Source organism: Chryseobacterium cupriresistens, assembly GCF_046614675.1.
Taxonomy (GTDB): Bacteria; Bacteroidota; Bacteroidia; order Flavobacteriales; family Weeksellaceae; genus Chryseobacterium; species Chryseobacterium cupriresistens.
This window is the reverse complement of the sequence record NZ_JBKKJT010000004.1, coordinates 197,570-224,530: the sequence shown is the minus strand read 5'-3', so window position 1 is coordinate 224,530 and position 26,961 is coordinate 197,570. Positions and strand designations below refer to the sequence as shown.

28 protein-coding genes are annotated in these 26,961 nt (G+C 37.6%); 10 read left to right on the top strand and 18 right to left on the bottom strand.

The genetic code is table 11. The annotated features are described in order from the left end of the window. Positions 1-33: 33 nt before the first annotated feature. From ACLI50_RS13315 to ACLI50_RS13270, 10 genes are all read right to left on the bottom strand, one after another. On the bottom strand, positions 34-735 hold the full coding sequence (locus ACLI50_RS13315; RefSeq protein ID WP_120231868.1) for a hypothetical protein: 702 nt from the start codon (positions 733-735) through the stop codon (positions 34-36). A 163-nt stretch (positions 736-898) separates the two neighbouring features. Then, on the bottom strand, positions 899-1,687 hold the full coding sequence (locus tag ACLI50_RS13310) for an urease accessory protein UreD (protein ID WP_343641992.1): 789 nt from the start codon (positions 1,685-1,687) through the stop codon (positions 899-901). Continuing rightward, positions 1,688-2,326 carry an urease accessory protein UreG gene (gene ureG, locus ACLI50_RS13305; protein WP_047094673.1) on the bottom strand — a complete coding sequence of 213 codons (639 nt, stop codon included), beginning with the start codon at positions 2,324-2,326 and terminating at the stop codon, positions 1,688-1,690. Between the two features lie 138 nt (positions 2,327-2,464). Then, positions 2,465-3,157 (bottom strand): urease accessory protein UreF, encoded by a 693-nt coding sequence (locus ACLI50_RS13300; protein WP_411413971.1) that lies wholly within the window; start codon positions 3,155-3,157, stop codon positions 2,465-2,467. Next, positions 3,150-3,659: an urease accessory protein UreE gene (ureE, locus tag ACLI50_RS13295; protein ID WP_411413970.1), complete on the bottom strand. Its 510-nt coding sequence runs from the start codon at positions 3,657-3,659 to the stop codon at positions 3,150-3,152. The genes ACLI50_RS13300 and ureE overlap by 8 nt, the downstream gene beginning before the upstream one ends. Beyond that, complete coding sequence (locus tag ACLI50_RS13290) at positions 3,649-4,296, bottom strand: hypothetical protein (protein ID WP_411413969.1); 648 nt, start codon at positions 4,294-4,296, stop codon at positions 3,649-3,651. The genes ureE and ACLI50_RS13290 overlap by 11 nt, the downstream gene beginning before the upstream one ends. A gap of 112 nt (positions 4,297-4,408) precedes the next feature. Beyond that, positions 4,409-6,130, bottom strand: coding sequence for an urease subunit alpha (gene ureC, locus ACLI50_RS13285; RefSeq protein ID WP_411413968.1), 1,722 nt, complete (start codon positions 6,128-6,130; stop codon positions 4,409-4,411). 1 nt (position 6,131) lies between these two features. Beyond that, positions 6,132-6,500 carry an urease subunit beta gene (gene ureB, locus ACLI50_RS13280; protein ID WP_411413967.1) on the bottom strand — a complete coding sequence of 123 codons (369 nt, stop codon included), beginning with the start codon at positions 6,498-6,500 and terminating at the stop codon, positions 6,132-6,134. An 11-nt stretch (positions 6,501-6,511) separates the two neighbouring features. Further along, positions 6,512-6,814 (bottom strand): urease subunit gamma, encoded by a 303-nt coding sequence (gene ureA / locus ACLI50_RS13275; protein ID WP_002977652.1) that lies wholly within the window; start codon positions 6,812-6,814, stop codon positions 6,512-6,514. Positions 6,815-6,967: 153 nt separating this feature from the next. Then, complete coding sequence (locus ACLI50_RS13270) at positions 6,968-7,333, bottom strand: hypothetical protein (protein WP_411413966.1); 366 nt, start codon at positions 7,331-7,333, stop codon at positions 6,968-6,970. A gap of 405 nt (positions 7,334-7,738) precedes the next feature. On the opposite strand from ACLI50_RS13270, the gene pruA reads away from it, so the two are divergent. The 3 genes from pruA (at position 7,739) to ACLI50_RS13255 (ending at position 10,478) form a co-directional block, all read left to right on the top strand. Continuing rightward, complete coding sequence (gene pruA, locus ACLI50_RS13265) at positions 7,739-9,364, top strand: L-glutamate gamma-semialdehyde dehydrogenase (RefSeq protein WP_202839020.1); 1,626 nt, start codon at positions 7,739-7,741, stop codon at positions 9,362-9,364. A 386-nt stretch (positions 9,365-9,750) separates the two neighbouring features. Continuing rightward, positions 9,751-9,972, top strand: coding sequence for a cytochrome C551 (locus ACLI50_RS13260; RefSeq protein WP_202839012.1), 222 nt, complete (start codon positions 9,751-9,753; stop codon positions 9,970-9,972). A gap of 305 nt (positions 9,973-10,277) precedes the next feature. Beyond that, positions 10,278-10,478, top strand: coding sequence for a hypothetical protein (locus tag ACLI50_RS13255; RefSeq protein WP_110011430.1), 201 nt, complete (start codon positions 10,278-10,280; stop codon positions 10,476-10,478). 338 nt (positions 10,479-10,816) lie between these two features. On the opposite strand, the gene ACLI50_RS13250 is transcribed toward ACLI50_RS13255, so the two are convergent. Further along, complete coding sequence (locus ACLI50_RS13250; RefSeq protein ID WP_411413965.1) at positions 10,817-12,448, bottom strand: tetratricopeptide repeat protein; 1,632 nt, start codon at positions 12,446-12,448, stop codon at positions 10,817-10,819. Positions 12,449-12,725: 277 nt separating this feature from the next. On the opposite strand from ACLI50_RS13250, the gene ACLI50_RS13245 reads away from it, so the two are divergent. Further along, a complete protein-coding gene (locus tag ACLI50_RS13245) occupies positions 12,726-13,886 on the top strand; it encodes a thioredoxin family protein (protein WP_202839006.1) in 1,161 nt (386 codons plus the stop codon). A gap of 78 nt (positions 13,887-13,964) precedes the next feature. Here ACLI50_RS13245 and ACLI50_RS13240 read toward each other — a convergent pair whose 3' ends face one another. Continuing rightward, positions 13,965-14,672: a hypothetical protein gene (locus ACLI50_RS13240; protein ID WP_202839004.1), complete on the bottom strand. Its 708-nt coding sequence runs from the start codon at positions 14,670-14,672 to the stop codon at positions 13,965-13,967. A gap of 359 nt (positions 14,673-15,031) precedes the next feature. After that, positions 15,032-16,054, bottom strand: a complete 1,023-nt coding sequence (locus tag ACLI50_RS13235; RefSeq protein ID WP_202839002.1) for a 3-oxoacyl-ACP synthase III family protein — start codon at positions 16,052-16,054, stop codon at positions 15,032-15,034. Positions 16,055-16,127: 73 nt separating this feature from the next. On the opposite strand from ACLI50_RS13235, the gene ACLI50_RS13230 reads away from it, so the two are divergent. Then, positions 16,128-17,027 (top strand): magnesium transporter CorA family protein, encoded by a 900-nt coding sequence (locus ACLI50_RS13230; protein WP_202839000.1) that lies wholly within the window; start codon positions 16,128-16,130, stop codon positions 17,025-17,027. 92 nt (positions 17,028-17,119) lie between these two features. Beyond that, a complete protein-coding gene (locus ACLI50_RS13225) occupies positions 17,120-18,706 on the top strand; it encodes a patatin-like phospholipase family protein (RefSeq protein ID WP_411413964.1) in 1,587 nt (528 codons plus the stop codon). A gap of 92 nt (positions 18,707-18,798) precedes the next feature. Here ACLI50_RS13225 and ACLI50_RS13220 read toward each other — a convergent pair whose 3' ends face one another. Beyond that, the gene (locus ACLI50_RS13220) at positions 18,799-19,329 is read right to left on the bottom strand and encodes an NAD(P)H-dependent oxidoreductase (RefSeq protein ID WP_411413963.1); all 531 of its coding nucleotides are present in this window, start codon (positions 19,327-19,329) and stop codon (positions 18,799-18,801) included. Positions 19,330-19,420: 91 nt separating this feature from the next. Between ACLI50_RS13220 and ACLI50_RS13215 the strand changes: the two genes are divergently transcribed. After that, a complete protein-coding gene (locus tag ACLI50_RS13215) occupies positions 19,421-19,798 on the top strand; it encodes a winged helix-turn-helix transcriptional regulator (RefSeq protein WP_411413962.1) in 378 nt (125 codons plus the stop codon). A 104-nt stretch (positions 19,799-19,902) separates the two neighbouring features. On the opposite strand, the gene ACLI50_RS13210 is transcribed toward ACLI50_RS13215, so the two are convergent. After that, complete coding sequence (locus ACLI50_RS13210; protein WP_343644189.1) at positions 19,903-20,463, bottom strand: DNA-3-methyladenine glycosylase I; 561 nt, start codon at positions 20,461-20,463, stop codon at positions 19,903-19,905. Between the two features lie 168 nt (positions 20,464-20,631). Here ACLI50_RS13210 and ACLI50_RS13205 point away from each other — a divergent pair, with 168 nt between their 5' ends. Genes ACLI50_RS13205 through ACLI50_RS13195 form a run of 3 tightly spaced genes read left to right on the top strand, consistent with a single transcriptional unit; the run spans position 20,632 to position 23,010 of the window. Then, positions 20,632-21,546, top strand: a complete 915-nt coding sequence (locus tag ACLI50_RS13205; RefSeq protein ID WP_411413961.1) for an alpha/beta hydrolase — start codon at positions 20,632-20,634, stop codon at positions 21,544-21,546. A gap of 17 nt (positions 21,547-21,563) precedes the next feature. Continuing rightward, the gene (locus ACLI50_RS13200; RefSeq protein ID WP_411413960.1) at positions 21,564-21,941 is read left to right on the top strand and encodes a hypothetical protein; all 378 of its coding nucleotides are present in this window, start codon (positions 21,564-21,566) and stop codon (positions 21,939-21,941) included. Between the two features lie 55 nt (positions 21,942-21,996). Next, complete coding sequence (locus ACLI50_RS13195) at positions 21,997-23,010, top strand: TQO small subunit DoxD (RefSeq protein WP_343644185.1); 1,014 nt, start codon at positions 21,997-21,999, stop codon at positions 23,008-23,010. 133 nt (positions 23,011-23,143) lie between these two features. On the opposite strand, the gene ACLI50_RS13190 is transcribed toward ACLI50_RS13195, so the two are convergent. From ACLI50_RS13190 to ACLI50_RS13180, 3 genes are all read right to left on the bottom strand, one after another. Continuing rightward, positions 23,144-23,740, bottom strand: coding sequence for a hypothetical protein (locus tag ACLI50_RS13190; protein WP_343644183.1), 597 nt, complete (start codon positions 23,738-23,740; stop codon positions 23,144-23,146). A 395-nt stretch (positions 23,741-24,135) separates the two neighbouring features. Beyond that, positions 24,136-25,713 carry a DHA2 family efflux MFS transporter permease subunit gene (locus ACLI50_RS13185; RefSeq protein WP_062674556.1) on the bottom strand — a complete coding sequence of 526 codons (1,578 nt, stop codon included), beginning with the start codon at positions 25,711-25,713 and terminating at the stop codon, positions 24,136-24,138. Between the two features lie 140 nt (positions 25,714-25,853). Further along, complete coding sequence (locus tag ACLI50_RS13180; RefSeq protein WP_202838983.1) at positions 25,854-26,957, bottom strand: HlyD family secretion protein; 1,104 nt, start codon at positions 26,955-26,957, stop codon at positions 25,854-25,856. Positions 26,958-26,961 lie beyond the last annotated feature (4 nt).

The window sequence follows — 26,961 nt, the reverse complement described above, 5'->3', positions numbered from 1 at the left end:
TCGAATCCCGAAACTCAAAACACCGAAACCCGTTTACCATCCAAGAAAGACCATTCCAACTCCGCACACAGTTACTACTGCTCCACTTACTACTCCCATATATCTTTCAAGTTTTTCGGTATTGAATAATGTTGAGTAACCATAACGCCCCAAAAGAACCATCCCAAGCATGGTTAATACTGTAGTTGCTGTGAAAGAAGTTACCAGTACGGCAATTTCAGACATGGAATGTTTTACTCCTGAATAAAATAATAGGGGGATCAAAGGTTCACTTGGTCCCATCACGAAAATCATGAACAGGACAAGCGGTGTTACCTTTATTCTTTTTTGAGGCATTACGATTTCGCTGTGGTTATGTTCGTATACGTACACATCATCACCCATTACATCAAAATGCTTATGCGGTTTGTTTCTGATCGCCTGGATGAGGCCGTACACAAGGTAAACACCGCCAAAGATCAGCAGTGCCCATCCTGAGAAATTCCCTCTCATATCCTGAAACCAGGAGATTTTATTCAGCTGCCATCCGAGGAAAACTCCGATAAAACCTAAAATCAGAGAACTGAATACGTGTCCGAAACCGCAGACAACCGTTAATATGGCTGTTTTCATGCCGCTCCACTTCTTAGATTTTGAGATCACTATGAAAGGCAGGTAATGATCCGGTCCTGAAGCGGTGTGTATAAAACTTATTGAAACGGCGCTTACAAGAAGTGCCCAAACTGTACTATCCATTTTTTATTAATTCTGTTATTTCAGATTCTTTATTAAGTTTTGACTGAAGCCAATGGAAGATTTCTTTTTGTTAAGCGGTCTAAAGCCCGCTTCTATTGAATATGCTTCTTTCAAATTTTGTAGACGAATCATCATGAGGTTGAACCTTGACAAGGACCTCTTTTTACTCCAACGACCAGAGAATCTCCTGAATATGCAGGAAAAAGTTGTACATCAACTCTCCTCCATGTCCCAAAGCTCTTACTACAAAACCATTTTCATCCATTGCAGAAACCCCTACTTCCATTTGCTTATGGTGCTGTGCGGCGGCTTCAACAATCTCTTCAATCAATCCATTTTTGTCTACATTTTCCTTTGTACTATAGAAGATCAGAGTTCCCTGGTGCGTATACTGTTCCAGATTTCCGATGCTGCTGATCGGGATCATGTCAGGTTGAATCAGAACGTTATCTTTCACCACAAGCTTGTTGTTATGATAGATTTCCATGATATTCTGAAAACGTTTCAGTTTAAAAACTTCTCCATAATGTTTTCTCCCACAGGTAATAATCTCGCTGATGATGATCTGACTGTTTTTACCAACATGAATATTGGCTTTACTTTTAAAGTTGGAATCCTCGTGAGGAACAATCGGATGAGGAACATAAGCGAAAGAAGTTTCATCCTCCATAGAAACATTGAGTTCCTGAAGCGCTTTGTTCTGCATGTTGAAAAGCCTTTGGTAGGATTGTGACTGCAACTGAAGCGCAGCTCCTTTTTCAAGCGCAACATCCAAATGATAGTGATCTCCATCCAGAATTCCCGGAGAGGAGCTCATCACCATCTGATAGAGCTTTTTGTCACTTTTTCGTTGCCCAACAGAAACTACTCTGAAAGGAAGCGAGACATAAAGGTCTTTCACATAGGATTCTCCTCCCTTAAATCCTGCAATAATTTTTAAATGACTATCCATTTATCTTACCAAATTCGGTTCTTCAATTTCTTCTAAAAGGGCATATTTTTTAATCCAACCTATTACTTTATCCAGTCCTTCATCTGTTTTGAGGTTGGTGAACACGAAAGGATTTCCTTTTCTCATTCTTCGGGCATCATTTTCCATCACTTCAAGGCTGGCACCTACGTAAGGGGCAAGATCAATTTTATTGATGATCAGTAAATCTGATCTTGTAATACCAGGACCTCCTTTTCTAGGGATTTTTTCTCCTTCTGCGACGTCGATGATAAAGATGGTAACATCTGCAAGGTCCGGGCTGAATGTCGCTGAAAGGTTATCACCTCCACTTTCAATCAAAACCAGTTCGATTTCCGGAAAACGTGCTGCCAGTTCGTCTACCGCTTCAAGGTTCATACTTGCATCTTCACGGATGGCGGTATGAGGACAGCCTCCTGTTTCTACTCCGATAATTCTGTCATGAGGAAGAAGACTATTTTTCGCCATAAATTCAGCATCTTCTTTGGTATAAATATCATTCGTGATGACTCCAAGATCATAAGTCCCGAATAATTTTCTGCTTAAACGTTCCAATAATGCAGTTTTTCCTGAACCTACAGGTCCTGCTACTCCTACTTTTATATATTTTCTGTTTTCCATTTTATTTAAATTTTATTTTTTAACGCTATATGCGCTAAGTTTTTTTGATTGTGAATATTTTTCGATCGCAAGGACGTTTCACTCAATGGGCAATTCGTCAATTTGCTCTTTTACCTTTTACCTTTTACCTTTTACCTTCTACGACATATAAAGTCTTGAATAAAGCCTCTCATGCTGCATACATCTGATATCAAAGGCCGTATTACAAAGTCCCACCATGTCTCTGTCCAGATCTATAGTTTCTAAAACTGTTTTTTCCATGACGGGATAGAGTGAAAATAGAATATCCTGTCCATCCAGCTGTCCAAGAGGAACAAGCTTTACAGCGTTGGTAATCATCCCGGCAACCGAAGTGTAATAAAATCCTAAAAGGGCTTCGAACAAAGGAATTTTCATTAAATAAGCATACACTCCGAACACAATACAGTAATGAGAATTGGCTTCTTTATGCTGAATGGCTTTCTCAAAAGCTTCCATTAAAGAAGAATTTTCTCTTCTTTTGAAGATTTTAATCAGTCTGAGACCCAGTTTCTGGCTCGCCTGGCGGATTTCCTTTGGACATTTTATCGCATTACATTCATTATCCAGTTCTAAAAGCTGCTGCAAATCTCCCTTTTCCGCTGCTTCATAAGCAAGTTTTACAAAAGTGCCGTCATTGAATTTAAGGCTGTACTGAAGCATGTTCTGTACAAATTCTTTCGCGGTTGCCAGATCATGTACAATTCTTTCCTGCACATACGTTTCAAGTCCGTTGGAATGGGTATATCCTCCGATGGGAAGTGTAGGATCTGCAAGGTGAAGCAATCCTGACAGGAAATTTATATTATTCATCTTTCGGAGCCGCCATTTTTAAGATTTTTGTAAAGATTGTGGAGCCGAGACTTCCATGTCCATGAGGCTCTACATTAGATTTAAGAAGATTAAGCAGTTTCACAGATTGTTTCTCCGGTTTGAAACCACTTGCTTCCAGCCATCTGAACATCGGCATTTCAAAAGGGAGCAAAACTTTGTCATTCTGAATAAAAAGCGGAATATGTTTATTTCCGATCTCATAACATACAGTTCCCATTTCCAGCAGTGAAACTGGTGACATCACAATAGCTTCCGTTTCCAGAACGTTGATTGCAATTATTTTTTCGGCATCCTCAAAAAGAATATCTCCTTCACGTAATCGTTGTCCTTCTCTGAGAAACTTGATGGCAACATCAGTTCCCTGTCTGGTTTTTTTACGCTGGATTCTTTTGGTGGTTTCAAACCATTCCAGATCAAGATAGTCTATGGCTTTCTCCGTAGGATTTTCAGCAAGATTGCCTATGATTTGATTAATGATCATTTTTGTTTTTTTTTCTGAAGTCTAAGTTTTTGGAGATTCCCACCCCGAATGTTGAACCGCTGATTCCGGCTACATAGCTTTTCGTCCAGCCCTCTTCTTTTGTTTTAGTCTGAAGCATTGAAAGTTCTGCGAATTTGAATTTCAGTGCCCAGCCTCCTCCTAATACGATTCCGATCAAAGGATAGGCACGAAGACGGAATCCGTTAAAATTCTGCATGGCATCCGCTGCTGTTGACAGCTGCTGTCCCCAAACATAGTGGGCATCCACTTGACCAATCAACATAAAATATTTTCCAAGCATTACTGAAGGACTATACCAGATTCCTGCTTCATTTTGCTTGTAAACTACATTGTGATCCACTGTATTCTGCGAGTAAGCATAATTAACTCCGATAAGGTCATTATTATTGACGAAGTACCCTACTCCAAGCGGTGCACTGGAAACGGTACTGCTGCTGCTTGATGGTGTTGTAAGTTTTGAATAGTCTAATGAACCGTACACCATAAACTGCCCTTTGGGTCCGTCTTCATCACTTTTAAGCCTGTGTCCGCCCAAAAACTGGGCATTCAGATTTCCTGAAAGTATACATACACCAGCTATCGCAAGAGAAACAACTGTTTTATTTAAATATTTCATTCTAAACTTAGTTCTATAATTGTTTTACAATAGAGTCTGATAAATCTTTTTTTGTTGTTAAATAAACCTAACAGGTTTTTGAAACCTGTTAGGTTTATTTGTAAAATTTATCTTAGAACAAGTAATACAACTGTGTTAAAGGAAGTGTTTCTGCCGGTTCACAAGTGATGTATTCTCCGTCTACCGTTACTTTATAGTTTTCAGGATTCACTTCAATTAAAGGTGTCTTATCATTATGGATAAGGTCTTTTTTACCAATATTTCTACAGTTTTTCACCGGAAGAATCATTTTTTCCAGTTTGTAAGAAGCAATGGTTCCGTTGTCAATTGAGATCTGAGAAACAAAGTTCGCGCAAGTACCAAACTTAGCTTTTCCATGGGCTCCAAACATATTTCTGTAAATAATAGGCTGAGGTGTTGGAATAGAAGCATTAGGATCTCCCATTTTAGCAGCAATAACAAATCCTCCTTTTACAATCATTTCGGGTTTTACTCCAAATAAGGCTGGTTTCCAGATCACCAAATCCGCTAATTTCCCTTCCTCAATGGATCCTACATATTCTGAAATCCCGTGTGCAATAGCTGGGTTAATGGTATATTTTGCCACATATCTTTTTGCACGGTAATTGTCATTTCCGCTATCTTTATCTTCAGCCAGATCACCTCTCTGCTCTTTCATTTTACTTGCCGTCTGCCATGTTCTGGTGATCACTTCCCCCGGTCTTCCCATCGCCTGAGAATCTGAGCTCATGATACTGAAAACACCCATATCGTGAAGGATATCTTCTGCTGCAATGGTTTCAGGACGAATACGTGAATCTGCAAACGCTACATCCTCAGGAATGTTTTTACTCAAATGATGGCAAACCATCAGCATATCCAGGTGCTCATCAATTGTATTTACGGTGTAAGGGCGCGTAGGATTTGTTGAGGCCGGCAATACATTCGGATACATGGCTGCTTTAATGATATCCGGCGCGTGGCCTCCACCTGCTCCTTCTGTGTGGAAAGTGTGGATTACTCTTCCGTTGATGGCTCTCATGGTGTCTTCCAGAAACCCTCCTTCATTCAATGTATCCGTATGGATAGCCACCTGAACGTCATATTTATCGGCTACTTTCAATGCAGCATCAATGGTTGCAGGAGTTGCTCCCCAATCTTCATGGATTTTCACTCCCAAAGCACCTGCTTCCACCTGCTCTTCAATGGGTTCTTCAGCGGAACAGTTTCCTTTTCCGAAGAAACCAAGATTCATAGGATATTCTTCTGCTGCTTCCAGCATTTTCTGCATATTGAATCTTCCGGGAGTAACTGTTGTAGCATTGGTTCCGTCATTGGGGCCTGTACCACCACCAATCATTGTGGTGATTCCGCTGTAAAGAGATGTTTCAATCTGTTGAGGGCAGATGTAGTGAATGTGAGTGTCAATTCCTCCGGCAGTTACAATATATCCTTTCCCTCCGTGAACTTCCGTTGAGGCGCCGATGATCATATTAGGTGTTACACCGTCCATCGTATCAGGATTTCCGGCTTTTCCGATTCCTACAATCTTTCCGTCTTTGATTCCGATATCTCCTTTTACAATTCCCCAATGGTCAATAATTACCGCTCCTGTGATGCAAAGATCCAGAACGCCTTCGTCTCTTTTGGCCTTGACATTCTGTCCCATCCCGTCACGAACGGTTTTTCCTCCGCCGAAAACGGCTTCGTCACCAAAATGAGTGAAATCTTTTTCGATTTCAATAATAATTTCAGTGTCTCCCAGCCTGATTTTATCTCCCGCTGTAGGACCTAATATATTGGCGTATTGTTTTCTGTCTACGTGTAAGCTCATCTTAATGATTTTTAAAGTTTAACTCTTCAACTTTTGCAAGGCTCACTTTTTTCTGTTCTTCAGAATCTACCTGCCCATCGACAAGATTATTGAAGCCCATTGCTTTTTTGGTTCCTCCTATTTCTACCAATTCCACTTCTTTTACTTCTCCCGGTTCGAAACGTACTGCAGTACTTGCTACAATATTCAGTCTCTTTCCGAAAGCTTTTTCCCGGTCAAAGCTCATCGCTTTATTAACTTCAAAAAAATGGAAGTGTGAACCTACCTGAATAGGCCTGTCTCCGGTATTGGTTACTTTTATTTTTACAGTTTCTCTGCCTTCATTGCAGATAATTGTTCCTTCTTTTACAAAAATTTCTCCTGGTATCATAATCAGTAGTATTAGCGGATTGGATTGTGTACGGTTACCAGTTTTGTCCCATCTGGGAAGGTTGCTTCAATCTGAACATCGTGGATCATTTCCGCAACGCCCGGCATTACATCCTCTTTAGTTAAGAGATTAGCGCCTTCCTGCATCAGTTCGGCTACTTTTTTCCCGTCTCTTGCGCCTTCAAGCAGAAAGTGGCTGATCAGAGCGATGGATTCCGGGTAGTTTAATTTAAGGCCTCTTGCTTTTCTTTTCAGAGCGAGTTCGCCTGCCAGAAACAGCATAAGCTTCTCCGTTTCTCTCGGTGTTAAGTGCATAATATTTTTTATTTAAAATTGGACAAACAATATCGTATTCACCTCTCCGTAAAGGCAAACAGACATGTTCAAAAATGTAAATCGGGAATGATTTTTACTAGTCTGTACTCATGGGAATACAAACCATAGCGGATCATTAAAAATTAAAAAGAATTAGCAGCCCGCTATCTGCAGGGAATGATACAGAATGTACCTTGGCGCTGTAATGTAAATACGGTTTTGAACGGCCGCAACCCGTGTGTTGTAAGTATAATCTGCAAAGAAATAGTGTAACCATTGCTGTGCAAGTATTGAATAATCAAATTTTACTTTCTCCCAGTCGTTGGAATCCTGCACATCCTGCACATCTGAAAAACTATAGAGTTCAGGCTGGGTCTGCTGATCAGATTTCTGCTGTAAAAGATGAATTTTTGAAAGGATATCAGAATATGCCTGAGTTTTTCCTTTATGTGCAAAAAGACCTGCACACAACGCTGAGAAAAATATCACAAAAGAGAAAAATAAGACTCTTTTTTTCATACCTGATAATAATGATGTAAAATTAGAACAATCTGATCCCTCCGGCTATCAAAAAAATTATTTAAAATGTTCAAAATCGCAACAAAAGTGAATTTATATAATTTTAACATTGTAACATAAACCCTTTATTTACAGCCATTAACAGCAATTCTTAAACTATGACAAATGTTTTATTGTCTTAATTCCTATAATTCTAATAAAATGATGTGTTTTTTTCTAAAACCTAAAGAATCCTCATAATAGACCATAATTTAATAAAAATTAATCTCAAAAAAAACGTATATGACATTACCGGATCTTTTTTCTGGTTTATCTGACAAAAAAAGGCTGCATTTTTTCTTTCCTTATAATTATTGTAAATTTGTATACACATCTTATTAATTTAATAAAATAATAAAACGTAATATGTCAAAAGCAATTTCGCAAGTACCATTAGCGGTAAACGAGCCTGTAAACTCATACGAACCGGGATCTCCGGAAGTTAAAAGCCTTATCGACACTTATAAAAAAATGTGGGCTGAAAAGGTAGAAATCCCAATGATTATCAATGGAAAAGAAGTAAAAACTGAAACAAAAGTACAGCTTCAGTCTCCACAGGATCATGCTCATGATTTCGGATTCTACTATCAGGGTGGTATGCAGCATGTGGATGACGCTATCAACGCGGCATTGGCAGCTAAAAAAGAATGGAATGAACTAGGCTGGGAACAGCGTGCAGCAATTTTCTTAAAGGCAGCCGATCTTTTGGCAGGACCTTACAGAGATGTGATTAATGCAGCAACAATGATCGGGCAGTCTAAAAACGTACACCAGGCTGAAATTGATTCTGCTTGTGAGTTCATCGACTTCTTAAGATTCAATGTAGAGTTCATGACAGAAATGTATGCTGAGCAGCCGGTTTCTGATAACGGAATCTGGAACCGCGTTGAATACAGACCATTAGAAGGGTTCTGTTTTGCAGTAACTCCATTCAACTTTACAGCGATTTCCGGAAACCTTCCTACTTGTATGGCCATGTTAGGAAACGTAGTGGTTTGGAAACCTTCTGACAAGCAGGTATATTCTGCAAAAGTAATCATGGATGTATTAACAGAAGCGGGTCTTCCTGCAGGGGTTATCAACATGATCTTTACAGACGGAAAAGAAACTGCTGAGAAAATATTGGCTCACCCGGATTTTGCAGGTCTTCACTTCACTGGTTCTACAAAAGTATTCCAGGGAATGTGGAAAATGATCGGTGATAATATCCACAACTACAGAACATATCCAAGAATTGTTGGAGAAACTGGTGGTAAAGACTTCGTTATTGCTCACCCGTCTGCTAACGTGGAAGCTGTAGCTACTGCATTGGTAAGAGGTGCTTTCGAATACCAGGGACAAAAATGTTCTGCTGCTTCAAGAGCTTATATTCCTAAGTCTCTTTGGGCTGATGTGAAAAAAGTAATGGAAGCTCAGATGAGCACTATCAAAATCGGTTCGCCGGAAGATACTTCTAACTTCGTCAACGCTGTAATCGACAAGAATTCTTTCGAAAAATGTAAAGGATATATCGACAGAGCAAACGCTTCAGGTGAAGCTACTGTTGCAATCGGTGGGAAATATGATGATTCTAAAGGATGGTTCGTACACCCAACAGTAATTGAAACTACAAATCCTCACTATGAAAGTATGGTAGAAGAGATCTTCGGCCCAATCTTATCGATCTACGTATATGAAGATCAGGACTGGAAAGAAACGTTGAAGCTTGTAGATTCAACATCTCCTTATTCATTGACTGGTTCTGTGTTCTCACAAGACCGTTACGCAATTGCTGAAGCTTACAAAGCTTTAGAAAATGCATCAGGTAACTTCTACATCAATGATAAACCAACGGGAGCTGTAGTAGGACAGCAGCCTTTCGGTGGTGGTAGAGCTTCAGGAACAAATGATAAAGCAGGTTCTAAAATGAATCTTCTAAGATGGGTTTCTGTAAGAAGCGTAAAAGAAACTTTTGTTTCTCCTAAAAACTACAAATATCCATACCTGGGATAATTAATAAATAATGAGTAATAGGCAATGAGTAATTGTTGTCTGTTCTTTGAATACAGCCTCGGAATTTCGGTTTCGGGGCTTTTTTGTGGTGATAGGCGGATGCGAGGTTCGGGATGCGAGTTGCGGGGATTAGAGTTCAAGGTTTAAAGTTATGGGGATCCAGAAATACACTTTTACTCCTCCGATACTCAATACTCGATATTCAATACTCAATTCCCCACAACTCTCCAACACTCTAACTCCTAATACCTAACTCCTCATCCCTACAATCCGCTACCTGCTACCTAACATCTTTTAACAAACTTTACCGATATTTTACGATTTTAAATGTCCTGTTAGGAATAATTATTGATTTTCTGTTATTATACACCCCAAAATAAAATAATATGAAAAAGTTATTGCTAACAGCCGTCGGAATAGGAATATTTGCAGTGAGCTGTGGAACCAAAGAATCGACAATGTCAACAAGTAGCAGAGATTCAGCAACAGTAGACAGTACCCAAAAAAGTATACCGCCTACAACTACTGATACGATGACTAAAAAAATGACGAATCCTGATACAATCAAGATCAAAAGGGATTCTATGGCAACGTCTCCTGTCAAATAACATGTATATACGTTTAATTTAAAATGGAAAATCTGCAGATGAAAGCGCTGCAGATTTTTTTATTGGATAACCATATAAATATAGGATATTGAAATTGTGGCTTGAAAAGGCGCTTATTCCATGTTTTTGACTACAGTTTGTGATTATATATTATTTCTAACGGCGGGCTAAAACCCACCCCTATTGAATCCAAAATTTAAAGGAACATCTTTTATCTTTTATCTTTTATCTTTTATCTTTTATCTTTTATCTTTTATCTTTTAATCCTTATATTTGATTAACATCAACAATCAAAATTAACTATTATGAGAAAATTATGGATAGGAGCAGTTCTTGGACTTCTTTTCCTTGGAAGCTGTGCTCAAAACAAAGAAAAAAGAGAAGAATATAAAGATGCTCACAATAAAGATTCCTTAAGAAACAGAATGGGAGATTCTGCTGTAGCGAATTCAATCCCTTCCCCGGATTCTTCAAAAGTAAAAACCGACAGTACAAAAGTTAAATAAAATCACAAATCCACAGACGTCTGTGGATTTGCACTTAAAAAAACTTGACTGAAAAAAAACCGGGCAATCAACCCCGATTATAGGATATGGCAGATATTCTGGTCAGAATATTTCCTTAAAAAATTTAAAAAATGGGAATGGCAGTTTCTCTTATAATGATCTTAGTTCAAAAATGAAATAAAAGTGATAAGCTGTAACAGAATTGTTGTGTACTTTGAAACTGCCACAAAGATATAATAGCAAAGGGTTCCTTTAAAATAATAGGTTGTTCATTTTCGTGAAAATAGCAATATAGAATTGAATAAAATGTCCTTTTTTAATCATTTTCGGGAAAATGACTATTTTTTATCTGACCGCGTTTCACCATCCAGATATTTGATGTAAGCTGATGGAGAATAGTCTGTGACCGCCTTGAATACCGCAGCAAATTTGCTGTGGGAAGAGAATCCGCATTCATCAGCAAGGATACTTATTTTATACTGTCTGTACTTCTCATCATTGATTAGTTTGTCTACAATATAGTTGATTCTTAAACGATTGATATACGTTTTAAAATCTGCATTTTTATGCTGATTGATAACATAAGAAAGATATTTTGTATTGGTGTTCAATTCTCCGGCGAGAAAAGATAGGGACATGCCTTTATTGTTATAAAGATTACCTTTTTCAAAATCCTCAAGCAGTTCCAGCAGTTTTGATTCTGTTTCCGGGGTCATCAGAGAGTCATTCCTTCTTCGGTCTGTCTCGGAGTCTTTTTCATCAATTTCTTCCACAAAAATATTGGAAAACTCAGAATCACCAGATTTTTTTAAAGGATAGTGTGTCCTCTTACCGATCATGTTCAACTGAGTTCTGATGATATTTCTAAGCTTTGACCGCTGTTTTTTCTGTTTCCTTCTGATAAAAAGAAACAGACCAACCAATGAAATGGACAGAATGACAATAGCTGCATTCTTCACTCCATTCATCTGCGCATTTTTTTTGTTATCTTTTCCTTTGGGGTTTTCAGAATCTTTTATGGCAAAACTCTGATTGCGGGCTGCAATACTGTCATAGGCACGCACATATTTTACTGCATATAAAGAAGCCTTGAAATTGTCTCCTATTCCTTCATAATAATCATTAATATTGGAATAAACTGCTTTTTTAAGTTTAAGACTTCGGGAAGTATCGGCAATTTTTTCTGCTTTTTTAAGATACAGTTCAGCATCTTTCCAGTTTTTCTGCTTCAAACGGATTCCTCCCAGGCCATTATAAACCAATCCCAGCGTACAATTTCCATTTTTCAGCAAACGTTCTGCTTTTCGATAATAATCTTCAGAATCAGAATAATTACTAAGTTTGAAATAGACATCTCCCAATAGTTGATAAGATGCCGCTGCCGTTCTGTTTTCATTATAACTGCTGATCTTTTCAAAATATTTCAGTGAGGATTCGATGTGTTGTATGGCATTAGGATAATCCCCTATCTCCATTTCATAAAAAGCCATTTCCTGATTCAGCAGTCCTGCGGCTTCATTACTTTTCTGAAAATCGGTGATCCGGGCTGAAGCCTGCAGCCCTTTTATAATATATTTTTTGGATCTTTCGTATAACCCTACCTGTCTATATTGTCTCGCAAGTAGTCGGGTCACCACAGCCATCCATTCAGGATCATTAATCTTATTGATTACCGAATGGGCATTTTCACTGTAACAGATTGCTTTTTTAAGCTCACCTGCATGATGGTACAGCTCTGAAGAAAGGACAAGACATTTTATTTTCTCTGATGGCTTTTGTGCCTTCATATAGAGAGAATCTGCAGTTTTGATCGCTTTCGGTAAATCTTTATAGGCTGTAACAGAAGAAGTCCTTTCACAGATAAGATCAAAGTTATTTTTTTTCTGGGCGAATATGGGAATTGCTGTTGCCAGCAAAAACAAAAATTTCAAAAGACTTTTAGGCATAGAAAAACAAATTATTATTTTCATTTTATAATAATTCATCATTGATTTCACGGAGTGTCTTTTTGTTTTTTACAAAACTAGTGATATTTTATTTTTTATTAAAATATTATATTGAAATTTAATCATTTAACCAAAAACATCAATTTGTATTAATTTTAATAATAAGACAGAAATAATACATGGTTTTCTTTAATATAAACTGATTTCTGTTTTAAAACCAAAATTCCTGTATAATTATTTTTAATATGGACGGCTCAGGTGTCGTCATATTTATTACATTTGCATGGAATAAAAAGTTTTTATGAAAAAAATAGCCATACTTTCCTCAATCTTTATAGGGGTCCTAGCCTGGGCACAGGGAATTAAATTTGAAGAAGGCAATTTTGCCTCCATTCTTGCCAAAGCAAAAAAAGAAAAAAAACTGGTCTTCATTGATGCATATGCTTCATGGTGCGGACCTTGTAAACTGATGGTTAAAAATATTTTCCCACTTCAGTCTGTAGGTGATTACTATAATTCCCACTTTATCAATGCTAAAATTGATATGGAAAAAGGAGAAGGAATTGAGCTGGCCAAAAAATATAATGTAAAAGCATTTCCTACTTACCTGTTTATTGACGGAAATGGTGAAGCTGTACACAGAACTTTAGGATATGTGGAAGAAAAAGACTTTATCCAGTTTGCAAAAGACGCGGAAGATCCAAACAAAAGACTGACTTCTCTGAAACAGCAGTTTGAAAAAGGGGAAAAAGATCCTGAGTTTTTAAAGAATCTTGCAGGCCTTACTATGTATAACGATGCTGAGTTTGCCGGGAAAGTTCTTAACCGTTACTTTCAGCAGAAAACAATTTTAGATCAGGAAGATATCCAAATGCTTCTTTCAGGTGTTCAGACTACAGACAGTCCTTTATATAAAATTTTCCAGGATAAAAAAGCTGATATCGTTAAATTCTTCCCGGAAGATAAATATGAAAAGTTTGAGAAAAATATCAAGCTGAATACCATTTCTAAAAAAGCTTATAATGCAGAGACTAAAAAATGGGATGACAGCTATTTTATGGCTGAAGCTCAGAAATTTCTAAGCAAAGAAGAGGCCGACAAGATCTTAAAAAGAATGAAAGCTAACAGGGCTTTAAAGAATAAAGATATTCCTGAGTATGAAAAGCTGATCCTTGATATCTACAAAGATTATTCTGCAGCAGGTTCTGAAGAACTGAACTCTCTTGCATGGAACTTCTTTGAAAATGTGAGCAATAAAGCTTCTCTGGAAAAAGCCATTGCATGGGCGCAGGAATCTGTAAAGAAAAACCAGAACTTTGCCAATACAGATACTTTAGCCAATCTTTACAATAAGGTAGGTGACAAGAAAAATGCAAAAATATGGGCTGAAAAGTCTATTGAACTGGCAAAAAGCACAGGACAGGATTCTACAGACACAGAAAAATTATTGAAGAGTCTTTAAGAGTTATTCTAATCATAAAACAAAACCCCGCAGCACTCGCATTCTGCGGGTTTTGTTTTTTTAAGAAAGTGCTTATTTCTAATTATTATATACCAGAATCTGCATCTTGGTAAGCATTGCTTCGGTATCACCATTATATCCGGCAAAAGTGGAAGGAACTACATTTACACTTGCTGTACCAACCCAAGAAACATACTGAACCTTGAACGTATATGTTCCTGAAGACAGGCTGACAGATTTTAAAAAAGTAACAGGAACAGGCATATTTACTAATCCTCCCGACAAACCACTATTAGAGAAAATACCTGCTTTAGAGACATAAGCAGACGAAATTTTAGTTCCATTCTGCAAAAGCGTGAAAACCCCCTGAGAAGTTGTTCCTGAGGATATATCAAGGGCATAACCTATAATCGTAAACAAAAAGGTTTGCGTTTTTCCTGCCGGAACAGTTACTGTATAGGTAACTCCCGGTACATCTATTGTTTGTCCTGCATTAGCACTGGCAGTAGTAGTTCCCTGTACATAATAAGCGCCGTTAATAGTTCCGCTTATTGTATTTAGGGTTTGCCATGAAGGAGCGGCTGCTGGTCCATTAGAAGTTAAAATCTGACCGGTGGTTCCTGCAGAACCTGCTGTTGTGGCATTTCCTCCTACATTGATTTCATTGACCACTTGTAATGATCCGTTAACGTGCAAAGTTTTCTGAGGAGTCGAAGTTTCTATCCCAATTTGGGCAAACGAAAATAAAGGAACTAAAAAAGCCCCAGATAATAAATAGTTTTTCATGTTTTGTTTTTAGAATTTTTAATAAAAGTAAAATTACAAGAAAAAACAATCAAATCATCCTAATAATAATGAATATTCTCAATTAAAAATGATAAAATATCTTATAAGTTCTATACTCTTCGCAAGTTTAAAAATCAACAAAAAAAAAATACAACATATTGACAAGCAAAGAATAAAATCAACTACTATGATCACAATAAAAAATATATAATCTTTTACAAAAGAAAAACCATAAACTAAAGTTTATGGTTTTTGATTTATTTTGTCTTGTTATGCATTACCTAAATCAATTAATTAAAAATCAACCAATTAGATAAAATCAATTAAAAAAACTGCCTAATTTATTAAATGATGAAAAATTAAAAATTAAACAAAACACTCCCCCAGGTGAATCCACTTCCAAATGCTGAAAGAAGTACAAGGTCACCTCTTTTTATTTTTCCCTGTTCTATCGCTTCACTCAAAGCAATAGGAATAGAAGCAGCGGTTGTATTTCCGTATTTCTGAATGTTGTTGAAGACTTTCTCATCCGGTAATCCGAATTTTTCCTGTACAAACTGGGCAATTCTCAAGTTCGCCTGGTGCGGAATAAACATATCAAGATCTTCAACCGTCTTTCCGGCTTTGTTCAAAGCTTCCATCATGGTTTCGGGGAATCTTGTTACCGCATGCTTGAATACGAAGTTTCCGTTCATGATCGGATATACTTCTTTGTTCGTTACATTTTCAGGATCTTTTCTCATTCTGTCGCTCCATCCGAATTTTGAACCCGGGAACTGGGTACAAAGATCGTCAGCATATTTTCCTTCAGAATGCATATTCATTGCTAAAATATCTCCTGCATTCTCATCTTCTGATGCAGAAAGAACAATTGCTCCTGCCCCATCACCAAAAATAACAGAAACTCCTCTACCTTCGTCTGAAAAGTCCAATCCGAAAGAATGAACTTCTGCTCCTACCACAAGAATATTTTTATAAGTACCGGATTTGATGAATGCATTGGCCACACTCATAGAATATACAAATCCTGAACATTGATTTCTTACATCCAGTGCTCCGATCGTATCACATCCCAGCATGTCCTGAAGCAGGACACCACATCCCGGAAAGTAATAATCCGGTGAAAGCGTTGCAAAAACAATATAATCAATATCTTTTGAGGTAAGACCAGCATTGCGGATGGCTTTTTCTGCAGCTTTAAAACCTAGATAAGCGCTGGTTTCCTGAGAGTCATATCTGTTTTTTCTGTGTCTTCTTTCCTTGATACCTGTTCTTTCCGTAATCCATTCGTCATTGGTAGTCATTAGTTTTGCTAAATCATCATTTGTAACAACGTTATCTGGAACATAAAATCCCACACCTTTTATTGTACTTTTAATCATATAGTTTTTTAATTTTGGCAAAGATAAAACTTATTTAACACATAGTTTTTCAAAATATTAGTATTTTTACTTTATGCCAATTGATACGATATACAGAACCTCCCAGTGCGAATGGGTAGATGTAGAGGCTCCTACTTTAGAAGACCTGAAATTTCTTCATGAAAGATATGAAATCAACAACCTTCTTCTGGAAGATACGATGGATCCTAATCACCTTCCGAAATATGAAGAAGACGGGAATGTAAAATTCTTTTTACTCCGTGAAAGTACCGAACTGGAAAGAAAGAATTTGAATACCATCAGTGATATCAGTACCAAGATTGGGATTTTTCTGGTTGAAAATACCATTATTACCATCCACAGGATGAAAACCAGAAGTATCACAGAGACCAAGAAAAAAGTCTCCCTGATTCAGGAAGATGTTACTCCTCAGCAAATCACCCTGATGATTGCTATCTTAATTATGAAAAGTTTTGACGATGAATCTTTAAGTCTGTTCGAAACGATGGACAATATAGAAAATGAAATTTTTCTTAAAAACACGAATCATACCAGCCAGATCCGCCGTCTTTACAAACTGAAACGAAAATCGGGCTTGAATTCCCGCGTACTGGTAATCTCTACGGATGCTATTGATAAATTTAAACTGCTGAATTTACAGGACTCAGAAATTGTCGATTTGAAAGATAAACATAAGGATGTAGTTGCCGATTTTGATCATTTAAACATTCAGATTACCAACCTTATTTCCATGTTCCTGGCACTTTCGGACCAAAAAGCCAACCAGGTGATGAAGGTGTTGGCCATTTATTCTGTTTACTTTTTACCAATCACTTTCATTGCCGGAGTTTACGGGATGAATTTCGATAATATGCCTGAGCTTCATCATAAGTATGGATATTTTATAACATTGGGAGCGATGGCTACTGTAGTAATCAGTACATTTATTTATGTAAGGCGAAAACAGTGGTGATTCATTTTTATATCAATACAAAGGCACAAAGATTTTAATAATCCAATTGATGATCTTTGTCTTTTACCGGCACATCCTCAAAACAAAATACCATGACTACCGAAAACCTCAACAAAATTCTGGAAGATCCTTCTCTTTCACAGGCATCAAAAGATAAATTGCTTGCCTTACACGGGAATATAACTGCCAAAGAATTCTCTGATATTCTGGATCAGTCCGGTAATCAGTATATAGAGTTTGTACAGGAAGGTGGCGGTGTCTGGGGAAGTGCACTGGTAGGCTATCTTTATGGTCTGGAAATATTCGGAATCCGTTTTCTGAAAGTAGCAGGAACGAGTGCCGGAGCTATTAATACCATGCTTATTGCAGCCTGCAAAACCAAAGAAGAACCTAAAAGTGAGCTGATCAAGGATATACTTTTCAGCTGGAATTTTGCGGATTTTATGGATGGGAAAACCTATGTAAAAACGACTCTTCATGCGATGCTGAACAACAAAGATTTTTTTAAAATCAATGCCATCATTGCAGTCATTCTTTTCATTATTCTGCTCAGCATTCCTTTTCTGGCTCCTCCCACAACAATCCTGAATGCCAAGCTGATGTTCCTGATTCCATTGATTCCGGCTGTCATTCTCTTTTTCTGTATTAAAAAGCTTTATAATAATTTCAGAAAAGAAAACAGCGGACTGAATCCCGGAAATGTTTTTCAGAATACCATGCAAAATGCGCTGGATCAATTTGGAATACAAACAGTTGCCGATCTCAATAAAAAATTCATTCAGAAAGAAAAAGACCTTAATCTCAGCTACCGCTATGGGAACGGGCAGGAATATTATCAGATGGCTTTGCAAAGCATTGAAAAGATTAAAATCAAAAATCAGGAACACATTGACCAGACCCGGTACAGAATTTTCTATGAAAGTGCCGTCAATAATGATTATTATAAAAACAATCCGTTTTACCTTCTTTCCTCAGAATATGTGGTTATTACCACTGATATCAATGCTAAAATTAAGGTAGAACTTCCTACGATGGCCAATCTCTACTGGTCCGAAGAGGAACTGAAACACATCAGCCCGGCTGAATTTGTAAGAGCCTCTATGGCGGTACCTTTTTTCTTTGAACCTTTCCAGAAACAAATTAACAGAAACGATGATTCTGTAAAATATGCCTGGAGGTATTGGATGAATACCCAACCGGAAAATATAAATCCGGCAGGAGTTTTCATTGATGGCGGCAGTATCTCCAACTTCCCTATTGACCTTTTTCACGCGGATGAAGTTTTTTATCCGAGAATGCCTCTTTTTGGGGTACAGCTAACCAGTGATTCTGCCATTCATTCTGAAAAAGGAAAAACCAGTGAAGAAATCCTTACAACACCGTTCAGCTACGCAGGGAATATCATCAGTACCCTGAAAGGGTTTAATGATAAAACATTCCTTACCAAACATACTTTTTATAAGCTATACAGTATACAGACCGTTAACTGTGGGACCAGCAGCTGGCTGAATTTCTTTATGAAAAGAGAAGAAAAGGAAGAACTCTTCAACAGAGGTTTTCAGGCTGCCCTTGATTTTCTCCACACATTTGATTGGGAAAAGTACAAATATGAAAGAATGATGCTTACGATGAAGGAGAAAAAAATACTCAAAGAAGAGGATACGCCTACGGTGGGATAAAGATTTCAAGTATTTTTCTTTGTATTAAAAAAAATACATACAAAAGTAAGTTGAACCCGTTTTAATTCAAGTTCAACTTTACTTTTATTCAGTTATAAATTATCCAGAAAATCCAGATACATCGGAACACTTCTGTTGATCCATTCATCGGAAGAATCTCTTTCAATTCCATAATACACAAAAGGTTCTTTATAATTGGCTTTTATATAATCGAAAGTCAGTTCATAAGGTCGGAAAAGTTCATTCATCGTGTATTTATATTCCCCTGTTTCAGAATATCCATCTTCATCTATTCCTGCGGTAACAGCCAGTGTCATTTTCTTTCCGGCCAGTTTGAAACCGCTGTTGCTTCCATACGCCCAGCCATACAAAACCACTTCATCCAGCCATTGTTTTAAAAGCGGCGGACTGCTGAACCAGTAAAAAGGAAACTGAAATACAATCTTGTTATACGATTCCATCAGCTTCTGCTCTTCTGCCACATTGATTTTTCCATCAGGATAAGCTTCGTACAGTTGATGAACCGTGTATTTCTCAGGATATTTTTTTAACTCGTCGATCCATTTTTTATTGATCACTGATTTTTCAATATCAGGATGCGTCACAATCACTAATGTTTTCATTATGTTTAAATTTCGATCACAAAATTACAACACGTTACTTACATTTCGTACATTAGCAACCTATTGTATGGTACTATAAAAAATGTAAGTAATGACTAAAATAAAGGAAACCTCAACCAATTTTGCCAATAAAAAAGCACTTGCTGATGAATGTCCGGAAATCTATGCTTCCAATATTATCGGAGGACAGTGGGCATTGGCAATATGCTGTTATCTGATCAATGGAAAAATGAGATTTGGAGAACTTAGGAAAAAGCTTCAGAACATTACCGAACGTATGCTTACCCTTCAGCTTCGAAGGCTGGAAGAGGACAAAATCATCACCAGAACCGTGTATGCCGAAGTTCCTCCACGGGTAGAATATGAGCTAACAGAAATAGGCTATAAACTGAACACCATTATCCTTGAGTTTGAAAAATGGGGCAAAGAACATAAAGATTTGATGAAGGAGACATCAAAGAATGATTAAAATAATGAGACTCTTACGGAATACACAATGTATGCATAATGTCAAACAGTTCTATATGTAATTCCGTAGAATCCAGGCTTATTAATTGAAAGAATAGTTGTATTCTACTTCCCCTCAACCTCTTTCCACAAAGGCTTTTGAGCCAATACTTTCGAGTGTACAGGACAGGTTTCATGATGGGCTCCTTTCAGATATCCGGTGCTCATAAGAAATTCGTTTACAATTTCTCCACCTGTAAATTTGAATGTTTTTTTGAAAAGCTTCATCCATTCCTGCAAAGTCAGTGGATGATGATGCTCCAGCCATTTTTCAAAGGATCCAAATTCCTTTTGTAATTCAATGATTGTTTTAGCATTTTCAATGGCAGCATTTACCTTTAATTTATTTCTGATAATTCCAGGGTCACTCAACAGCCTTTCACGGTCTTCTTCTGTATAAACCGCTATTTTCTGAATATCAAATTGGTCATAAGCTTTTCTGAAACTGTCTTCTTTTTTCAGAACCGTTTCCCAGCTTAATCCTGCCTGATTAATTTCCAGAATCAGTCTTCCAAACAATTCATTATCATCATGGATAGGAAATCCGTAGTGGTTATCATGGTAATTTTTGTGCAGTTCTTTTCTGCTCTCAGGCTGCATTCCTTCTATTGCTAAACAGTAACTCATTTCTGTATATTTTCTATTTTGTAAACTTTCTGACTGTAAAGATAAAGCAGGATTGTGACAACTGTTCGTCAGTAGTGTTTTAATTTTTAGATTTAACAGCCGTAAAAAAAGTTTTATAACTTTCTGTCCAGAGAAATTTAGTAGTTTAGAAGACTCAAAACAATTACCATGAAATTACTGTTTTCCCTTCTTTTGATGATAGGTTCAATGTTCTGTAAAGCACAGAATTTGTATTCTAAAGCTTATGGAGAACCTACAAACCCTTCTGTCATTTTTATCCATGGCGGGCCGGGAGGAAATGCAACTTTATTTGAGGGGACTACCGCGCAAAAACTTGCCGACAAAGGATTTTATGTCATTGTTTATGACAGACGTGGTGAAGGACGTTCAAAAGATGCAAGTGCAACCATGACATTTAAAGAAAGTTTTGAGGATTTAAAAGGTATTTATTCCGCTTATAACATCAAAAAAGCCAATATTATTGCTCACAGTTTCGGCGGAATTATCGGAACTCTGTTTACGGAACAATTTCCTGACAAGGTAAAGTCACTCACCCTTGCAGGCGCTTTATTTACCCAGCAGGAGACCTATAACCATATTCTTAAAAAGGCAAAAGAGCATTTCCAAAATGATTCTGTGCAGCTAAAAGAGATTTCAGCAATAGAAAATCTGGATAAAAATTCCGCAGCCTACAGAAAAAGATGCTATGAAATGGCAGGAAAACTTGGCTTTTTTGACATGCCCAACCCTACTCCAGAAAGTGAAAATCTGAGAAAGAAATACCTTACAGGAGAATTTTATAAAAGCAATATAAGAAACCCCAACTCTCCTCTTACATTTTATCAGAATGAACCTTTAAATAACCTTGACAATACTACAGTTCTAAAAGATATCCGAAAGAAAGGAATTCCTGTTTTTGCCATATATGGTAAGAATGACAGTATATTTTCAGAAAAACAACTTAATGATCTTAAAAATATTGCCGGAAAAAGAAACTTTAAACTGATTGATAACTGCTCTCATTACTTATTTGTAGATCAGCAGGATCATTTTTTGGAATTTATTAAGCTTACATTGAAATAAAGCGTAGTTTTGTAATTATGCCCAGTTCAGGACTTCATATGAAAACTTATAAAGGTGTCATTACGATGCTTATATTGGTGTTTTCGCTGTCTCCGTGCTCAGTCAAAAGAAATGTCCTTGATATTTTTGACATTCAGTACATCAGCGGGCTTAATAAGGTAAAAACAACCTCATCGCTCTCTTTCAGCTGTGATACCGCTTTTGCTTCTTCAGAAACTGCAGTTTCAAAAACCAAAATTCAAAACCAGTACCATAAGTTTTTATCTGGTTTTAATTCAGCTACGGCCAATCTTTTTGAAGAAAAAGCTTTTCTCAATAACTATTCCGGGCATTTTACCGGGAACAGACCTCCGAAATATATTCTGTTTAAAAGACTGAGACTTCATCTGGTTTAAACTTTTTTAAGTCAGATTATAAAAAACAGTTTTTTACAACACAATATTAATTTCAATGAAACATACCTTAAACAGCCAGTCTTCAGACATGGCCGGATTATATACTTTATCCCTCCGTATGGTTATCGGATGGACCTACTTTTCAGCGTTCTGGCGCCGTCTCATCCTTGAAAACAAACTTATTCCCGACGAAAAAGGATATATCGGGGAAAAATTCAACCATTTTTTACCCAATGCACTTGGAATAAAACCTGTTATTGAATATCTGGTGACTCATCCCGATGCTTTACAACGCTCCATGATGATTTTTACGATTATTGAGGCAATTGTCGGATTATTCATCATCCTCGGTTTATTTACCAGGCTGATGAGTATTGCCATTTTCAGCCTTGCTCTCGGGATTTTATTAGGTTCCGGCTGGCTGGGAACAACCTGCCTTGACGAGTGGCAGATTGGTGTATTGGGTGTAGCCGGTGGATTTGTCATGTTTCTCACAGGAAGTGGTCCTTATTCTCTGGATCATTATTTCATGAAAAACAACAAAAAATTCACTCAAAAAAGATGGTTTCAATGGCTTGGCTCAGGAAATTTTCCTGTGTCAGATCCAAAGGGTTTTGTACTGGCAGGCTCACTCATCATATTGGGGTTAACTCTTTTTACCAATCAGTATTTTCATGGAGGTGTGTGGGGAACACTTCACAATAAATCGGTAAAACCCAAGCTTGAAATTTCAAAAATCTCTCATCAGCACTCAAAGTTAACATTTGAAGTTTACAGGACGGAAGGTGCTGATGTGTATGGCTCTTTTCTGATGGGGATTCATATCCTCGACAAAAACGGAAAGATTTTAAAGGAACTGGATCATAAAGAACTTGCCGGAATTCCTAAAGAGGATATTCAGAATCATTATGTTGCCAAAGTGAAACCGGGAAAACACAGTCTGATAATTCCCTTAGGAGCAAAAGCTGATGTGACACTGAATATTGATGATATTTTCCAAAAAAATGATATCCACAGTCTGAAACTGATTGATGTGAGTGGTATTGAATGGATAGAAAGGATTGATTAGCGATGCGGGGTGCGAGACGCGGGTTCATGTTTAGACTAAAACTTATCCTTGATTTATTATAGAGAAAGCGGACTAAAGTCCGCTCCTATTGAATGCTGCCTGTACAATTTTCAGGTACTATTTATGTTGAAGGCTATTTTTCTGTAACCATGACATGATAGCTGCACTTGCTGTCCGGATCAAGTCTGAGTACTTTTATCTCAAGTAAAACATCCAGTCCCATAGTGTCGCAAATGCCCTGTATAAAAGGTTTGATGACTGGCCATTTCAACAGACCTGCAATTTGCAGGCTATGGGTGATTTTGTGGTAACGGTCTACTCCTTTAATGAGCAATTCGCATTTGTAGTCATTTAATTCTTTAAATTCAAAATTATATTCAGGACTGGATGTAAAAACTGCTCCCATCAATATTTTTGCAACAGCCGGAATTCCAGGCTGCAAATTGGGTTTTACTTCAAGATTCCTCAGTGTCATTCTTGATCCCAGATCGTACATAAAAGTACTGGAAATCTGTTCAATAGCTTCAGCTCCGTAAAGTTTTCCAATCTGTTTGAGCATGCCTCCATAAAAAGCCCCTGTAATATCAGAGAGGCGCTGGGTAAGCTCTGTAAAAGTTCCGGGAAAGAAATCTGCAATAAGCTGAGCCTGATTCATTTCAGGAAGATAGACATCATTTTTTCTGAAATCTGATAATGCCGCGTAAGTTTCCGGCAGTTGAATTTGATTCATATATAATAAGTTATTAGTGGCTTGAAATCATGATTTAGCTAAATAATAAAACGGAATACAATACTTCATACCGTTTTCGGATATTGGGAAATTGTCTTTATGAACTATAAAAAGCAAGTGAAGAACAGCCAGGTCTTTCAGTTCAATAACCGGAAATCAGATAAAGTATGAGGCAGCATTCCGGCAAATCCTTTTTGAATGGATTATTACAAGGTGAGGGAATTTATTCATATTTTTTTCATTTGGTGATGTAAAGCTAGAAAAAATAAATAAACTCTCCAATAAGTGATATTATTTTTTATTTAACAAAATGAAAACAGAAAGTATTGTTTATTATCATGTTAAGGCAGATACAACAAAAAAAGACCTTCGAAATTCCGAAGGTCTTTTTAAATCTAGTGCATGGCTTCACTCAAATCTATTTTTTCTTTGCTTTTTCTTTCTTTTACGAGTAAGATAAACGGAATACATATCAGGAATACGATTCCGAGGTAAAGAAATACATCCATATAAGATAAAACAGTGGCCTGTTTTGTTACGGATAAGTCGAGCATTTTATAGGCGGCATTCATTGCTGCATCAGGAGTCATCCCTTTCGCTATGAAATTGGCCTTCAATGCTGCCAGTCTTTGCTGAACATCAAAACTGTTTTCGTCCAGGTGGGAAATTAAGTTATTTCTGTACTTCTGTCCCGCATTGGCAATAAAGGTGGTGATCGCTGCAATCCCGAAAGATCCTCCCAGCTGTCTCATCATCCCTGTAAAGGCTGCTCCCTGACCAATCTCCTGCCCTTTCAGGGTACTTAATGACAAAGAGGTAATCGGAATAAATAATAATCCCAGACCTGCTCCTCTTACAATCAGCATCCAGAAGAAGGCATCTTTACTGGTATCCGGGGTCAGAATTTTGTATCCCCAGAAACTGTAAACAAAGAAGATAAATAGTCCTAATGAAACCAGGATCTGCTGTTTTGCTCCTTTTGCCAGTAGTCTCCCAATGATGGGCATCATGAAGGCTGTCGTTAATGCAGCCGGAATCATCAAAGCTCCTGACTGAAGTGCTGTCCATCCCAAAATACTCTGGGTGTACAAAGGAACGATGAATGTAGAACCATACAATCCGAATCCAAGAACGAATGACATCATAGTCCCGATTCTCAGGTTACTGTTTTTAAGTACTCTGAGCTCAACAATCGGGTACTTGAAGGTAAGTTCCCGCCAAAGGAAGAGTATAAATCCTAAAATTGCTGCTACAGTAAAGGCCACGATCATTCCACTTTCAAACCAGTCTTCTTCATGTCCTCTTTCCAGAATAAACTGTAATGAGCCTACTGTAACTGCCAGCAGAGCAATTCCAAGCCAGTCAACATCTGAAGCTTTACGTTTTTCTGCATATTTCGGGCTTCTTACAAACTGAAGCGTCATCAGCGTTGCAGCAATCCCAATCGGAATATTAATATAGAAAATATAGGGCCAGCTGAAGTTATCAACGATGTATCCTCCAAGAGGCGGACCTAGTGTAGGACCGATAATTACCCCAAGTCCGTAAATAGCCTGAGCCATACTTCTTTTTTCAATCGGATAAGATTCCGTAATAATCGTTTGTGAGGTTACCAATAAGGCTCCACCCCCAATTCCCTGCATCAATCTGAAAAACACGAGTTCCCAGATATTGGTCGCATTTCCACATAAGAATGAAAATACGGTGAATATAATGATGGATGCCGCAAAGTAATTTCTACGCCCAAACTGCTGTGAAAGCCAGCTCGTCATCGGAACAATGATAACATTCCCGATGGCATACGCTGTAATCACCCACCCTACTTCTGAAAGCGTAGCTCCAAGATTCCCCTTCATTTCATTCAAGGCAACATTGACAATCGTGGAGTCTACAATTTCAAGAAGGGCACAAAGGATAGCCGTAATCGTAATAATTACTCTCCGCGCTCCATATTCTACTAATGAATCTTGCATAAGTTTTTTTCGATGTGAAAAATCAATGGCAAATTTTGCTTCGCAGGTGAATGGTGAATTGTAAAGCCTGCCGTTTAATTGACAGCAAAGCTGATTCGCTATTGACAACGAAGTTCATTGACTTTTAACAATTTTAAATGTTATTTCAAAGCAACTTCTGCCTTCACGTTCATTCCTGTTCTTAATCTTTTGGCAATATTCTTGTCAAGATTTACAAAATCAATTTTTACAGGAAGTCTCTGAACTACTTTTACGAAGTTACCACTTGCATTATCCGGAGGAAGAATAGAGAAAGTAGCTCCAGTAGCAGGAGAGAATGAGCTTACCACTCCTTCAAATTCTTTATCAGGGAAGGCATCAATCTCAATTTTCACTTTCTGCCCTTCTACCATTTTATCTACCTGCGTTTCCTTAAAGTTGGCCACCACCCATTTCTGGTCGTTTTTAACCAAAGCAAACAACTGAGCTCCCGCCTGCAGATACTGACCTGCCTGCGTAGGTACTTTTCCTACGTATCCATCTTCAGGAGCAAGGATTACAGTATAGGATAAATTCAATTTTGCATTTTCTACATCTACTTCTCTTTGTTTAGCAACAGATCCTGCCACACTGATTTGTTGTGAGCTTGCAGCCGTCTGAGAAGAAGCGATGTGAGTTTGCTGAGCAATTTGGTTTCTCTGATCCACTAAAACCTGCAACTGTCTGTCTGCAGATTGTTTTGCTGCCAAAGCCTGCTCATACTGCTGTTCCGTGATAGAATGGTCTTTTACAAGATTAGCATATCTTTTCAAATCCTGAGAAGTTTTCCAGACATTTACTTTTGCTGCTTCTATCTGAGCATTAGCAGTAACTACCGCTGCTTCAGAAGAACCTATATTTTTTGAAGTAGCTGTGGTAGTAGCTTCTGCATTTGAAATATTGCTTCTGGCTGTAGATAAAGCTGCCTGAGCCTGTTCCAGAGCCATTTTCTGATCCCTGTTATCCAAAATCACCAAGGTATCTCCTTTCTTCACAAACTGGTTGTCTTTTACTTTTACCTGAGCTACATAGCCGGAGATTTTAGAAATTACCGGTGCCATATTGGAAGCAATCTGAGCATCATCAGTCTCTTCGTGATACTGTCCGTAAGTAAAGGCTCTGTAACCGTAGATTCCTCCTCCGATTACTACTGCCGCTAAAATGATAGGAAAAACTAAACTTTTTTTCTTTTTAGGTTCAGCTGCCTGTGTATTATTATTTTCCATTTTG